Consider the following 12,705-nt stretch of genomic DNA (forward strand, 5'->3'; position numbering starts at 1 on the left):
GAATCTTGAGATTGGTTAACCGTTTACGTCGAGGTAGACGGAACGACCAGAAGTACCAGGGGTGGGAACGGCATCCAGAAGCGCGGATTCCTGCCGGTTTTGCCGCATCTCGGCGCGCAATTCCCGGATCACTGCCTGCTGCGCGGCGGCGAGCTCTGTCGCCCGCTCCACCAGCTCGTCCGGAATCGGCCCCAGCCCCTGCGGGGCCTTCCACCGCGCGACGGCGGTGCGCGGGCTGCTCACTGCCGCTTCATCGGTCTTGCCCCCGGGGAGAGCAACTTCGGCGGGCGCGCTGCCATGGCCACCGGTCTCGGCAGTTCCGGTGAGTCCGCCGGCACGGCCCCCGGTCTCGGCCGTTTCGTTGAGTCCACTGCCATGGCCACCGGTCTCGGCCGTTTCGTTGAGTCCGCTACCTTGGCCACGGGTCTCGGCCGCCTCGGCGAGAGCCAGTTCGAGTTCGTCCAGCACGGCCGTCCAGCGCTCCAGCGCGGAAACTTCGCCCTCCGGCACGTCAGGCGATGCCAAGTTCGCCGCCGAGGCCGGCGCCACGGGCAGGCTGTGCCGGGAGCTGCCCTGCGGCCTCGTGCCAGGCCTCGCGCAGCGGCTCCAGCAGTTCGATGCATTCGCGGGTCCGGGCCGCATCGCGGTGAATGTTCGCGTTCATCATCGCGGTCAGCGTGTAGGTGTAGAGCGCTTTCAGGCCCTCTCCCCCGTCCCACACGTCCGTCTTCAGCGAGGACATCAGTTCGGACACGATGGCCTGCGCATGGATCAGATTCTCGGACGCCACCGACCAGTGCTGGTTCTGCTGCGCGGCCTCCGCCCGGTTCAGGTCCAAGAGCAGCCGGTCATACAACATGGTCAGCAGCCGGGCGGGCGTGGCGGACATGATCGCGTCACGCTGGAACTGGTTGCGCTTAGCCTGGGCTCCGAAGCCCGGCCCGTATGTCAGTGTCATTTCTTCGTGCTCCCCCATGAGGGCAGGGTGGCCAGCTGCGAGTTGAGCCAGTCCCCCTGCGACTGCAGGCCGTTAAGCGTTACTTCAAGTTGGGCCCAAGTCCGTTCGAGTGTAGAGCGGCGCATCGCCAGCCGGGTATCCCACTCGGCAACTTGATCATTCATGCTGCGGACCAGGGATTCCTGGCCTTGGATTCGCTTGGTGACGGCGCCGTCGTACTTGTCCGAGGCATCCGTTGCAGCCGTAGCCACGCGACCGGCAATCGTCTGGACCACCTTCTCGACCCACGCAGAGTCTTGCGTCATCGCCTTGCCGAACTTCTCGGCATCAAACTCAATCGAGCCGTCCTTGGTGATGCTGATGCCTATTTCCGACGGCGACCGTCCGTCGATGGGGCTGATCGCAGCGGTCATCATGCGCTGCTGAATATCGCGGACGCTGCTGTCCCCGGTGAAGATTCCGCCCTTGGTCGTCGTTGACCCGGTGGACGTGGAGACGTTCACGGAGGAGTTCTTGGAGATGAAGGCGAACAGGTCCTTCAAGCCGTCCGCCAGCGCCTTGGCCTTTGCGGTCACGGATTCATCGTCGCGAGTGATCGTGATGGTCGACTTATCCCCGGAAACCGCGTTAGCCCCCAAAGTGACGCTCACACCCGGCAGGAGGTCAGTGAACGTGTTCGAGGATGAAGAGATTTCCTGCATTCCGTTCCAAATCGACACCCGAGCATCTTGCGCGATTTGAACGTTCGTCGTGGAAAACGACGGGTCGCCGTCGAGCGTCAGGGTAAACGCACCAGCCGCCCCAGTCTCCTTCGAAGCAATCTGGAGCCGGTACTGCGGAGCCATCGGATCGGTTCCCACCGACACCTTGGTCGCGGTAACCCCGGCGCCGGATTCGTTCACGGCGGTGACGACTTGGTCCAAGGTCATCCCTTGGGTGTTGATTTCTTTTTTTACCTGACCGTCTTTGAGCGCGATGGTGAGCATGGTTGCGCTTTCCGGCCAGTCGCTGAGCAAGGAGGAGACAGCTACCTGTGCTTTGGCCAGTTGGACGACTTCCAGGTCGATACCGCCAGCGGAGGCTCCTTCGGCCGTGGCCACTGAAACTTTCTCAGAGCTACTCGTGCCTGAGTAAATGCTCAGGGCGTTCGCTTTGCTCGTCTCGGTGGCCGTTTTTCCGAGATCGGCGATCCGCGTGTTCAGCGCTTGGAGAGCGCTTACCAGCGTCTGGGTGCTGGAAACCTTGTTTTTCAGGAGTGATTGCGGGCGCGCTTCCAGCTGCATGAGCTGATTAATCATGGTGGCGGTATCCAAACCGCTGACCATGCCGCCGATCGAAAACGCCACGCCAGTTCCTCCTGAAAGAAGCCTGTTTACTAGAAGAAATGCTGACGCCCGGCAGCGAAGAGTGTGAGGTCCAATTCGTTCGCCTCGCTGCCGGGCCGCATTCAGCCGTTAGCTACCCGGATTTAGCCGAGGAGCTGCAGCACACCCTGGTTGATCTGGTTGGCCTGAGCCAGCATCGCAGTGCCGGCCTGGGACATGATCTGGTTCTTGGTGAACTTAGCCATTTCCGAAGCCATGTCGGTGTCGCGGATACGGGATTCCGAAGCCGACAGGTTTTCCGCCGAGATGTTGATGCTCTTGATTGCCGTCTCGAAGCGGTTCTGAGAAGCACCCAGGTTCGAACGCTCCGCAGAGATGGCCTTGATCGCACCGTCGATGCTCGTGATGGTGGCCTGCGCCGCAGTGTGGTCGGTCACGGAGAAGCCCGTACCGGCGGTGGTGCCGTCGGTGGAAGCCAACGCATCGACGGAGGTGGCAACGTCGGCCAGGGTCACAGAGATGGCATTGTTGGCGTTGCCGTCAGCGCCGACCTGGAAGGTCTTGCTACCACCCTTGAGCAGATCGATTCCGTTGAAGTTGGTGGACTCCGTGATGCGGTGGAGCTCCTTGGACAGCTCGCCGGCTTCCTTTTCGATGGCGAGGCGGGCCTCACCGTTGTTGGAGTCATTCGCACCCTGAACTGCCAGGTCGCGCATGCGCTGCAGGATGGAGTGAACCTCGGTGAGCGCACCTTCAGCGGTCTGGATAACCGAGATGCCGTCCTGGGCGTTGCGGGCGGCAACGTTCAGGCCGTTGACCTGCGAGCGCAGGCCCTCGGAGATGGACAGGCCGGCTGCATCATCGGCAGCGCGGTTGATGCGCAGGCCGGTGGACAGCTTCTCCAGGGACTTGGAAATGTCGTTCTGGGTATTCGAGAGGTTGCGGTACGAGTTCAGGGCCGCAACGTTGGTGTTAATGGCGAAAGCCATGATGAAACTCCTCCATGAGATGGTACAAATTCACCGGCCCGTCCATGGGCTGGCACTTGTAGCTATCGGAGGATTACGAGGATCCGTTAGGAGAATTGCAAAGAATTTTTCGCGGTGCGGGCCGCCGGGGCCGGCCGCTGCGAACAGGTCAAGAAACCGCGGCCCGTGGCTGCGTGGCGGCGAAGCGTGTAATCCCGCCGATGGTCTGGTCGGCCAGCGCAGTCAGGTATGCCTTCCGGCGGGAGGGAGCGATCCGTGACTCGGGCACATGGCTGGCGCCGTCGTCGTCGGAATAATGGGTGTGCAGGCCATCCCGGAGGAGGCGGATGGCCTCTGAGCGCTGCTGGGAGACGGCCGAGTGGGTAGCGCCGAGCTCTTCCGCGATTTCCTTCACGGTGCGGTCCTCGAAGTAGATTTGCTCCACTATGTAGCGCATCTTGGCGGGAAGGTGGTGCACGGCGGCCTTCAGGAAGGCGAGCCGCTCCTCGGTGAGGAGCGAGCCTTCGGGCGACGCCGTCTCGGAGACCAGGAATTCGGCCGTGGTGTCATCCAGGGCGGAGACGGTGCGGGAGGCATCCTCCATGGCGGCTTCCGCGGTCTCCCGGTCCACCCCGAGGGCGGCAGCCAGCTCATCAACGCTCGGGTAACGGCCGAGTTCGGCGGTCAGGGTTTCGCGAACGGACAGCGTTTGTTTGATCCGCTTGCGAACGGAGCGCGGAGCCCAGTCGATGGCCCGCATCTCGTCGGCAAAGGCGCCGATAATGCGACGGCGGGCAAAGGCGCCGAAGGGAACGCCCAGATCCGGGTTGAAGGCGTCGGCGGCGGTGATGAGGGCTACCGAGCCGGCAGAGGCGAGGTCGTCGCGGGAGAGGTGGGTGGCTTTGGCACACACTTCGGAGACCAGATATCCGACGAGCGGGAGGTTCTCAACCACCAGTGCATTACGGTCAGCACGATTCACTGACATGTCCCCCTCCGTGCCCAGAAATACGTCGACGATCGATCCTGCTACCGAGGGGTGCGGCCCCGGAATGAACGATTCATCTCTTGGTGAAACCTACCATCAAATGCTCCTTACGCAAGGGTATGTGCGGCCGATAGATAGGAATGTAGCCATGCCGTTACTACTTGTTCATCCAGTGCGGCTTTTTGACGCGGACCCGCGGGGGTTGTGTCCGCAGAATCAACCAGGGGAGGTGCCTGACATGGGAGCCCATGAACTGTCCGCCATGCTGTGGCACGAACGCGAACTTCTTGAACTGCTGGTCTTCAAACTCGAGGAGGAGCAGCTGCTCCTGACCGCCGGCAAGTCCCGGTGGCTGCAGCACGCCACCCGGGAGGTGGAACAGGTGTTGGAGAGACTGCGCGACGCCGGCCTGGCCCGCACGGTGGAGGTGGCCGCACTGGCCCGGGAATGGGGTACGCCGGAAGGCGCCACACTGCGGGAGCTGACCGAACAGGCTCCGGTGGGTCCTTGGGGCGAGATCTTCACGGGACATCTGCAGGCGCTGACCCAGCTGACCCTGCAGATCCGCGAACTGCGCGACGTGAACGAGAAGTTCCTGCGTGCGGCGGCCCGCTCCACCCAGGAAACGCTGGCCAATTTCAATCCCGATGCCGGGACCTACGACTCGCAGGGGACGGCAGGGCTTTCGGGCAACCGCTCCCAGCTGTTCGACACAACGATCTGAGGTTTTCGCAGTGAGTACCTTCAGCGGCCTGAACACCGCGTACACCGGTCTGGTGGCCGCCCGCCAAGGTTTGAACGTGGTGGGCCAGAACATCGCCAACGCCAATACCGAGGGCTACACCCGCCAGCGGGTCAGCACCTCGTCCATCGGAGCCCTCGACCGCACCGGCCTGCTGACCGGCGGAGTGCAGATCGGCCAAGGCGTTTCCGTGGACGCGATTGCGCGTCTGGGTGACATGCACCTGGACACGCGCGTCCGGTTCTCGGCCGGTGTCGCCGGCTATTCTGCCGTGCGCGCCAATACGATGTCTGGCCTGGAAGCGTCGCTGCGCGAGCCGGGCCAATACGGCATCTCGACGCAGCTTCAGGAGTTTTGGGCCTCCTGGCAGGCCCTGTCGAACCGGCCGGATGACGGCGCCGCCGGCGCGGTGGTGCTGGAAGAGGCGAACATCTTGGCCAACATGGTCAAGCGCGGTTACCAGGAGGTTCGCGAGCAGTTCTCCCGCCTGCGCTCCGATGTGGACACGATGACCGCGGAGGTCAACGGCGCTGCTTCCCAGGTAGCCAACCTCAACGAGAAGATTCGTTTTGCCGTCGCCAACGGAGGGTCCGCCAACGAGCTGATGGACCACCGCAACCTGCTGACCGAACGGCTGGCTGCCCTCACCGGAGCCACGGTTCGCCACGGCGGCGACGGGCAGGTGGATGTGCTGATCGGCGGCAATGCGATTGTCACCGGTTCCAGCGCCCAGCGAATCGCCGTCACGGCGGACTCCGATACGGACATCTCCGGCACCAAGGGCGTTCACCTCAAATGGGAAGGCGATAGCCGCGAAAGCATGCCGGTTGTGCTCGGAGGCGGCGAGATCGCTGGGGCGTTGTCGATGTTGGCCACAGCTCCAAGCGGTCCGCTGCGTCAGACCGCCGCGGAGTACGACCGGCTCGCCGTCGTTTTGGCCAAGGCGGTCAACGACGTTCACGACGCCGGAGTCACAGCTACAGGAGCAGATGCAGGGAAGTTCTTCAGCTACGACGTTGACGCGGCGGGAAATCCGGTGAATCCGGCGTCGTCGCTGAGTGTAATTCCGACTTCTACAGCCCAACTGGCAACTGCTCGCGCCAATTCCGGGAAGCTGGACGGTTCTATCGCGGATGAGATCTCGCAACTCGGTTTGGGAGCAGGCTCCCCTGACCGCGTTTGGGAGAACATCGTCACGACCATCGGCGTAGCGGCGAAGACGGAGCTCCAGCAGTCCAACCTCGCGGATATCGCGTCCCAATCTGCCAAGACCTTGCAACTGTCCAACGCGTCGGTGGACATGGACGAAGAGAACGTCAACCTGCTGACATACCAGCACGCCTACCAGGGCGCGGCTCGAGTCATGACGGCGATTGATGAAATGCTCGATACGTTGATCAACCGCACCGGATTGGTCGGGAGGTAGCCATGATTTCACGAGTCACTAACCAAACGATGAGCAGCTTCGCGCAGCGCAACCTGCAGGACAACATGGCGCGTATTGCCAAGCTGCAGGAGCTGGCCGCCGGCGAGTCGCTGATTGCCCGCCCCTCGGACAATCCGACGGGCACCGCCGATTCCATGCGCACTCGTGCGGATATGCGCGCCAACGCGCAATACAAGCACAACATCGACGACGCCAACGGCTGGCTCACGACCGCCGACTCTGCTTTGGGCACGGTCACCGACTTGCTCAACAAGGCCCGCGACCTGACGATCCAGGCTTCCAACGGTTCCATCTCACAGACAGCACGCGAGGCCGTCGCCTTGGAGCTCGGAAGCATCAAGAAGAGCCTTTTGGCTGCGACTCGGACGCAGTACCTGGGACGCAACGTGTTTGCGGGGAACTCCGACAATCCGGACGTATATAAAGACTCCCTAACCGCGCCGTACACCGTGACCGAACCTAACGCCACCGGCGTGGAGCGTCGCATCGGACCCGGGGCACACCAGACGGTACGCGTCGATGCCAGCGCTGCTGCGGTCTTCGGCGACGATTCCACGGGCACGGGCCCGTCGGTCTTCGCCCTGCTGGATTCGATGATCGCAAAGCTCAACGGCATTGGCAGCGTCAGCGAAGACTTGAACGCCATCGACGCCCGGCTGAACACCGTGATCAACGCACGCGCCGAGGTCGGTACCCGCCACGCCCAGATCCTGAAAGCGCAGGAGACGAACTTGGACGAAGCTGTTTCGCTTGAAGCCCGCCGCTCCGGGATCGAGGATCCGGATATCGGAAAGGTCATCCTGGACCTGAAGATGCAAGAGGTGGCCTATCAGGCCGCCCTGCAGGTCACGGCTCGGGTGCTGCAGCCGACGCTCATGGACTTCCTGCGATGAGCGCCGCGCTGACCTTCGTCACGCCTCCCCCGGGACTGGCACCGCTGGTCGACTTCACCCTCGACGAGATCGCGGGAGCGGCCGGCCTGTACTCCCTGCAGCCCGTGGCCGAACCGGGCAAACGCCTCTTCGTCCTGCACGCGGCGACCTACCTGAACCAGTACACCCCCGTGATTTCCGACGACGACCGTGCCGCCCTGGACCTCAATGCCTCCGAGGACGCCATGGTGCTGGTGGTGGCCAACCCCGGCGAATCGGGCACCACCGTGAACCTGATGGCCCCGATCGTGGTCAACGTGCACACCGGCGTCAGCGCCCAAGTCATTCTGGAAGGCCAGGACTGGCCGCTCCGTGCCGAACTGACACCGCAGGCCGCCTAGCTTCACCCGCCGATCGCCTGACACGTCGGTAACGGCTGAAGAAGTCAGACGTCTGAAACTATTGAGCTGACGGCGGCTGCCGTGCAAGAGTTATGCCCACGGTCCAAGGGACCTGCTGGGGGATCCGGAATCACCGGTTATGGCTTCCGGCGGCTTATGGGGGAACCGCCGGAAGCAACCACCCTCACCCCTCGCCCGGATCCGCGCGTTTTGCCCGCGTCAGCTCCGCCCGGCGCAGCAGTTCGCCGCCGTCGGGATAAAGCACCTCTTCCAGCACCAACGGGTGCGGCGGAGCCAGCTTGCTCTTCGAGTCCCGTACCTTCGCCAACATCCGGTCGCGCAGCCACTCCGGCGCCTGCTCCCCGCTGCCCACCAACAACGATCCACCGATCAGGGCACGCACCATGTTGTGGCAGAACGCGTCGGCTTGCACCGTGGCCGTGACCACGCCGTCGGCTCCTCGCTCGAATTCGAACTTCTGCAACTCCCGAATGGTGGTGGCGCCTTCCCTGGGCTTGCAGAACGCCAGGAAGTCGCCGATGCCCAGGAGCTTGGCGGCTGCGCGGTTCAGGAGATCGACGTCGACGGCGTGCTTGTGCCACAGCGTCGTGTTGCGGGACAGCGGGTCCCACGTCTCGGCCCGGTCCGCGATCCGGTAGCTGTAGCGGCGCCAGAGGGCGGAGAACCGGGCGTCGAACCCGTCGGGGGCGACGGCGGCGCGCTTGACCTCGATGGCCCCGGCAAGGTCCCGATAGGGTACCGGGGCGCCGACGCGGCCGCCGAGCACCTTGGCCAGCACGCCGCGCAGGCGCCGGACCAGGGCTTCGGCGGGATCGACCTCGCGGCCGCGGGCCAAGCCGTGCCACTCCCCCGGGTCCAAGTCGAAATGCACCACCTGCCCGCGGGCGTGGACCCCCGCGTCGGTGCGGCCGGCAACCGTCAGCCGGATCGGCCGGCGGATCATGATTGCCAGCGCCTCCTCGAGCGCGCCCTGCACGGTCAGCCGGCCGGGCTGCACGGCCCACCCGCTGAAGGGGCCGCCGTCGTACGCAAGATCCAGGCGGACACGCAAGGGCCCGCCGTCCCGGCCGGGGACGGGGGAAACAGTCGGAGGCATGGATTCCATGCTACCGGGAGCCCCCGAGTCCTCCGGATGCCGCCGGCGCCCGCGGCTGGTTGCGGGCGGGCGACCTGCCAGGCATCGGCGGACTGTCGACGGGGGCGGGCATTCGGTCTATGTTGCTGGGACAGCGCCCGCACTCACGGGCGGGACCGCGAGGTTCGGAGGAGCGATGGCAGGCAGCCCCGGAACGGCAACCACCACGGATCACAACCGCCGGATCGCCCTGCCCGGGATCGTCCTCGGGGTGGGGCTCGGCGGCTTCGTGGACGGCATCCTGTTGCACCAGATCCTGCAGTGGCACCACATGCTCACGAGCGCGGACACCGCGAACATCGACGTCGGTTCGTATCCGGCGAACACCGTCCACGGCCTGCAGATGAACACGCTGTGGGACGGGCTGTTCCATACTGTGACCTGGCTGGCCGTGCTGATCGGGCTGGGCCTGTTGTACTCGCGGGTGACGACCTCGCGCGGACGGGTCTGGGCATCCCGGACCCTCTGGGGCTGGATGCTGCTCGGCTGGGGACTCTTCAATCTCGTCGAGGGGATCATCGACCACCACCTCCTCGCCATTCACCACGTCATCGGCGGCGAGTACCAGATGCTGGCCGACATTCTCTTCCTGATGTTCGGGGCGCTGCTGGTGATCGGCGGCTGGCTGCTGCAGCGGTCCGGGCGGGTGGTAGACCTGAGGGCTGGCACCCCCGGGCGGGAACCGGCGTGATCGGCGCCCACTCGGCCCACAACCATCAGCCGGCCGCGTTCGACGGCGTGCTGCCACCGGCCCTCGTGGCGGCGGCGGCCGCCGCCTACCTGGCGCTGGCGTGGCTGCGGGGCCGCGAGGACCGCGGCTGGAGCCGCCGGCGGACCGCTTCGTTCCTCGCCGGCGCGCTGTTGCTAGCGCTGGGCCTCGCGCCGCAGCTGATGCCGCTGCCGCCGGGCGGGCTGCCGACCCACATGGTCCAGCACCTGCTGATTGGCATGTATGCGCCGATCGGGCTGGTGCTTGGTGCGCCGGTGACCCTGCTGCTGAGGTCGGTGCCGCGCCGTTGCGGCAGGGTGATCGGAAGGGTGCTGCGCTCACGTCCGGTCCATCTGGTGGCCAACCCCGCGACTGCGCTGGTCCTCACTCTCGGCGGGCTGGCGGGGCTGTACTTCACGCCGCTCTACAGCCTCGCGGCGGACACCCCGCTGCTGCACCACGCCGTCCACCTGCACTTCCTTGCCGCCGGCTGCCTCTTCGCCTGGGTGATCGCCGGGCCCGACCCGGCACCGCGCAGGCCCTCCGTGCCGGCGCGGCTGGTGGTGCTGGGCGTCGCCATCGCCGGCCATGCGGTCCTGTCCCAGTTGCTCTACGCGGGGCTGTTCGTCCAAGTCCCGGCGCCGGCCGCCGAGCTGAGGCTTGCCGGCGAACTGATGTATTACGGCGGAGACGTTGCCGAGCTGCTGCTGGCCTTCGCGCTGGTGTCGACGTGGCGGCCCCGGCGCATGCCGCTGGCCAGCCGGCCGATTCCCGTCCACGACGCTGAACCCCGTCGCGGCAAACCGGCAGCACCAAGCTCCCGCGGGAACGGACCCCGCTCCCCCGCGGCGAGCCCCGGCGTCGTCATGAGGGGCTTTGAGATACGCAAAAGCCCGCCGCCCCGGAAGGGGACGGCGGGCTTCAAGCAGTGAAGGCGAAGAACTACTTCTTCTCTTCGGCAGCTTCCTCGGCGGACTCGGCCGACGGAGCGGACTCTGCGGACTCGGGAGAGTCAGCGGAATCGCCGGACTGCGCCGACTCGGGCGATGCAGCGGACTCGGCCGAAGCGGTCTCTTCCTCGACCGGAGCCGGGGCAGCCTTGGCCGTGGCCTTCTCGGCCTCGTTCACGACGGCCTGCTTCGGGGACACCGGCTCCATCACCAGTTCGATGACGGCCATGGGGGCGTTGTCGCCCTTGCGGTTGCCGATCTTGGTGATGCGGGTGTAGCCGCCGTCGCGGTTGGTCATCACCGGCGCGATGTCGGTGAACAGCTCGTGCACGATGCCCTTGTTGCTGATCACTGCCAGCACGCGGCGGCGCGAGGCCAGGTCGCCGCGCTTGGCGAACGTGATCAGGCGCTCGGCGAACGGGCGCAGGCGCTTGGCCTTGGTGACCGTGGTGGTGATCCGCTTGTGCTCGAAGAGCGCGGCGGACAGGTTGGCGAGCATCAGGCGCTCGTGGGCAGGACCGCCTCCGAGGCGCGGACCCTTAGCGGGGGTAGGCATTATGTTTTCTCCTCAATGGTGCCGCTGTGCGCTCCCGAGCGCCGTGGCGGCAGAATTCTTGCGTTTTAGAGTTCGTCCTCGAAGGTTTCGTCCTCGTCGATGGCTGCGGCGCGGGCAGCCAGATCGAATCCAGGGGGCGAATCCTTCAGCGACAGACCCAGTTCCACCAGCTTTGCCTTGACCTCGTCGATGGACTTGGCACCGAAGTTGCGGATGTCCATCAGGTCGGCCTCGGAGCGGGCTACGAGTTCACCCACGGTGTGGATGCCCTCACGCTTAAGGCAGTTGTAGGAACGGACGGTCAGTTCCAGGTCCTCGATCGGCAGGGCCATGTCGGCAGCCAGGGCGGCGTCCGTGGGGCTCGGGCCAATCTCGATGCCTTCGGCGGCGGTGTTCAACTCGCGGGCCAGGCCGAACAGTTCAACCAGGGTGGTTCCGGCAGAGGCGACGGCGTCGCGCGGTGCAATGGAGGCCTTGGTTTCGACGTCGACAATCAGGCGGTCGAAGTCGGTGCGCTGCTCAACACGGGTTGCCTCAACCTTGAAGGTCACCTTCAGCACCGGCGAGTAGATGGAGTCGACCGGGATACGGCCGATCTCCTGGTCGCCGGACTTGTTCTGGGCTGCCGACACGTAGCCACGGCCGCGTTCGATGGTCAGTTCGAGTTCGAACTTGCCCTTCTCGTTCAGCGTGGCGATGTGCAGGTCCGGGTTGTGGAACTCCACGCCGGCCGGCGGCGCGATGTCCGCGGCGGTGACGACACCGGGTCCCTGCTTGCGCAGGTAGGCAACCACGGGCTCGTCGTGCTCGGAGGAGACAGCCAGGTTCTTGATGTTCAGGATGATCTCGGTGACATCTTCCTTCACACCCGGCACGGTGGTGAACTCATGCAGCACGCCGTCGATGCGGATGCTGGTGACGGCAGCCCCCGGAATCGAGGACAGGAGCGTGCGGCGGAGGGAGTTTCCGAGGGTGTAGCCAAAGCCCGGCTCCAGCGGTTCGATGACGAACCGGGAGCGGTTATCGGCCACTACTTCTTCAGTAAGGGTGGGGCGCTGTGCAATGAGCACTTAGATTTCCTTTCAGCGAGCATCCGCTATATGACGCAGCACGAATTGGTGGAAAAGGGCGGCTGGTCAGCCTCCAGCGTGGAACTTTCGGCCGCCGACAGACTCTCCCGCAAAAGTGGGAGGAATCTGTGCGGCGGCCAAAAGTATCCTTGGGCTGTTTAGACGCGGCGGCGCTTCGGCGGACGGCAACCGTTGTGCGCGCTGGGGGTGACGTCCTGGATGGAGCCAACCTCGAGGCCAGCGGCCTGCAGCGAACGGATTGCCGTCTCGCGTCCGGATCCCGGGCCCTTCACGAAGACGTCGACCTTCTTCAGGCCGTGCTCCTGGGCACGCTTGGCGGCCGATTCGGCAGCCATCTGCGCGGCGAACGGGGTGGACTTGCGGGAGCCCTTGAAGCCAACCTCGCCGGCCGAGGCCCACGAGATGACGGCACCGGTCGGGTCCGTGATGGACACGATGGTGTTGTTGAAGGTGCTCTTGATGTGCGCCTGGCCCAGCGCGATGTTCTTCTTGTCCTTGCGACGCGGCTTGCGTACCGCTCCACGAGTCTTGGGGGGCATTGC

15 protein-coding genes are annotated in these 12,705 nt (G+C 65.1%); 6 read left to right on the forward strand and 9 right to left on the reverse strand.

Annotated features, from left to right (window positions below):
- Nucleotides 1–15 precede the first annotated feature (15 nt).
- From AC5RWG_RS06335 to AC5RWG_RS06355, 5 genes are all read right to left on the reverse strand, one after another.
- A complete protein-coding gene (locus AC5RWG_RS06335; protein ID WP_494166613.1) occupies nucleotides 16–549 on the reverse strand; it encodes a hypothetical protein in 534 nt (177 codons plus the stop codon).
- Nucleotides 512–958: a flagellar export chaperone FliS gene (gene fliS / locus AC5RWG_RS06340; protein WP_494012703.1), complete on the reverse strand. Its 447-nt coding sequence runs from the start codon at nucleotides 956–958 to the stop codon at nucleotides 512–514. The genes AC5RWG_RS06335 and fliS overlap by 38 nt, the downstream gene beginning before the upstream one ends.
- Nucleotides 955–2,304: a flagellar filament capping protein FliD gene (fliD, locus tag AC5RWG_RS06345; RefSeq protein ID WP_494166614.1), complete on the reverse strand. Its 1,350-nt coding sequence runs from the start codon at nucleotides 2,302–2,304 to the stop codon at nucleotides 955–957. The genes fliS and fliD overlap by 4 nt, the downstream gene beginning before the upstream one ends.
- A 122-nt stretch (nucleotides 2,305–2,426) precedes the next feature.
- Nucleotides 2,427–3,272: a flagellin N-terminal helical domain-containing protein gene (locus AC5RWG_RS06350; protein ID WP_494166615.1), complete on the reverse strand. Its 846-nt coding sequence runs from the start codon at nucleotides 3,270–3,272 to the stop codon at nucleotides 2,427–2,429.
- 148 nt (nucleotides 3,273–3,420) lie between these two features.
- Complete coding sequence (locus AC5RWG_RS06355; protein WP_494167103.1) at nucleotides 3,421–4,233, reverse strand: sigma-70 family RNA polymerase sigma factor; 813 nt, start codon at nucleotides 4,231–4,233, stop codon at nucleotides 3,421–3,423.
- Between the two features lie 244 nt (nucleotides 4,234–4,477).
- Between AC5RWG_RS06355 and AC5RWG_RS06360 the strand changes: the two genes are divergently transcribed.
- The 4 genes from AC5RWG_RS06360 to AC5RWG_RS06375 are packed head-to-tail and all read left to right on the forward strand — an operon-like array spanning nucleotide 4,478 to nucleotide 7,701.
- The gene (locus tag AC5RWG_RS06360; RefSeq protein WP_494000463.1) at nucleotides 4,478–4,963 is read left to right on the forward strand and encodes a flagellar protein FlgN; all 486 of its coding nucleotides are present in this window, start codon (nucleotides 4,478–4,480) and stop codon (nucleotides 4,961–4,963) included.
- 10 nt (nucleotides 4,964–4,973) lie between these two features.
- Complete coding sequence (gene flgK / locus AC5RWG_RS06365) at nucleotides 4,974–6,407, forward strand: flagellar hook-associated protein FlgK (protein WP_494166616.1); 1,434 nt, start codon at nucleotides 4,974–4,976, stop codon at nucleotides 6,405–6,407.
- Nucleotides 6,408–6,436: 29 nt separating this feature from the next.
- On the forward strand, nucleotides 6,437–7,321 hold the full coding sequence (locus tag AC5RWG_RS06370; RefSeq protein WP_494166617.1) for a flagellin N-terminal helical domain-containing protein: 885 nt from the start codon (nucleotides 6,437–6,439) through the stop codon (nucleotides 7,319–7,321).
- Nucleotides 7,318–7,701, forward strand: a complete 384-nt coding sequence (locus AC5RWG_RS06375; RefSeq protein WP_494166618.1) for a flagellar assembly protein FliW — start codon at nucleotides 7,318–7,320, stop codon at nucleotides 7,699–7,701. Before AC5RWG_RS06370 ends, AC5RWG_RS06375 begins: the two co-directional genes overlap by 4 nt.
- A gap of 184 nt (nucleotides 7,702–7,885) precedes the next feature.
- Here AC5RWG_RS06375 and AC5RWG_RS06380 read toward each other — a convergent pair whose 3' ends face one another.
- Nucleotides 7,886–8,818, reverse strand: coding sequence for a tRNA pseudouridine synthase A (locus tag AC5RWG_RS06380; protein WP_494166619.1), 933 nt, complete (start codon nucleotides 8,816–8,818; stop codon nucleotides 7,886–7,888).
- A gap of 175 nt (nucleotides 8,819–8,993) precedes the next feature.
- Here AC5RWG_RS06380 and AC5RWG_RS06385 point away from each other — a divergent pair, with 175 nt between their 5' ends.
- Together AC5RWG_RS06385 and AC5RWG_RS06390 are read left to right on the forward strand one after the other, a co-directional pair.
- Nucleotides 8,994–9,548: a DUF2243 domain-containing protein gene (locus AC5RWG_RS06385; RefSeq protein ID WP_494166620.1), complete on the forward strand. Its 555-nt coding sequence runs from the start codon at nucleotides 8,994–8,996 to the stop codon at nucleotides 9,546–9,548.
- Entirely contained in the window at nucleotides 9,545–10,498 is a 954-nt protein-coding gene (locus AC5RWG_RS06390) for a cytochrome c oxidase assembly protein (RefSeq protein WP_494166621.1), read from the forward strand. Before AC5RWG_RS06385 ends, AC5RWG_RS06390 begins: the two co-directional genes overlap by 4 nt.
- Before the next feature lie 10 nt (nucleotides 10,499–10,508).
- Here the strand turns inward: AC5RWG_RS06390 and rplQ are convergent, their stop codons facing one another.
- The 3 genes from rplQ to rpsK form a co-directional block, all read right to left on the reverse strand.
- The gene (rplQ, locus tag AC5RWG_RS06395; RefSeq protein WP_494075027.1) at nucleotides 10,509–11,072 is read right to left on the reverse strand and encodes a 50S ribosomal protein L17; all 564 of its coding nucleotides are present in this window, start codon (nucleotides 11,070–11,072) and stop codon (nucleotides 10,509–10,511) included.
- A 65-nt stretch (nucleotides 11,073–11,137) separates the two neighbouring features.
- The gene (locus AC5RWG_RS06400) at nucleotides 11,138–12,142 is read right to left on the reverse strand and encodes a DNA-directed RNA polymerase subunit alpha (RefSeq protein ID WP_493979200.1); all 1,005 of its coding nucleotides are present in this window, start codon (nucleotides 12,140–12,142) and stop codon (nucleotides 11,138–11,140) included.
- A gap of 158 nt (nucleotides 12,143–12,300) precedes the next feature.
- Complete coding sequence (gene rpsK, locus AC5RWG_RS06405) at nucleotides 12,301–12,702, reverse strand: 30S ribosomal protein S11 (protein ID WP_005267760.1); 402 nt, start codon at nucleotides 12,700–12,702, stop codon at nucleotides 12,301–12,303.
- Nucleotides 12,703–12,705 lie beyond the last annotated feature (3 nt).

This window comes from Arthrobacter sp. Y3221160, from assembly GCF_059092585.1.

What these genes read in the sequence shown, in the direction of transcription:
- fliS (WP_494012703.1), bottom strand. Translation starts at nt 958, where the DNA reads ATGACACTGACATACGGGCCGGGCTTCGGAGCCCAGGCTAAGCGCAAC.
- AC5RWG_RS06350 (WP_494166615.1), bottom strand. Translation starts at nt 3,272, where the DNA reads ATGGCTTTCGCCATTAACACCAACGTTGCGGCCCTGAACTCGTACCGC.
- AC5RWG_RS06360 (WP_494000463.1), top strand. Translation starts at nt 4,478, where the DNA reads ATGGGAGCCCATGAACTGTCCGCCATGCTGTGGCACGAACGCGAACTT.
- AC5RWG_RS06370 (WP_494166617.1), top strand. Translation starts at nt 6,437, where the DNA reads ATGAGCAGCTTCGCGCAGCGCAACCTGCAGGACAACATGGCGCGTATT.
- AC5RWG_RS06375 (WP_494166618.1), top strand. Translation starts at nt 7,318, where the DNA reads ATGAGCGCCGCGCTGACCTTCGTCACGCCTCCCCCGGGACTGGCACCG.
- AC5RWG_RS06380 (WP_494166619.1), bottom strand. Translation starts at nt 8,818, where the DNA reads ATGCCTCCGACTGTTTCCCCCGTCCCCGGCCGGGACGGCGGGCCCTTG.
- AC5RWG_RS06385 (WP_494166620.1), top strand. Translation starts at nt 8,994, where the DNA reads ATGGCAGGCAGCCCCGGAACGGCAACCACCACGGATCACAACCGCCGG.
- rplQ (WP_494075027.1), bottom strand. Translation starts at nt 11,072, where the DNA reads ATGCCTACCCCCGCTAAGGGTCCGCGCCTCGGAGGCGGTCCTGCCCAC.
- rpsK (WP_005267760.1), bottom strand. Translation starts at nt 12,702, where the DNA reads ATGCCCCCCAAGACTCGTGGAGCGGTACGCAAGCCGCGTCGCAAGGAC.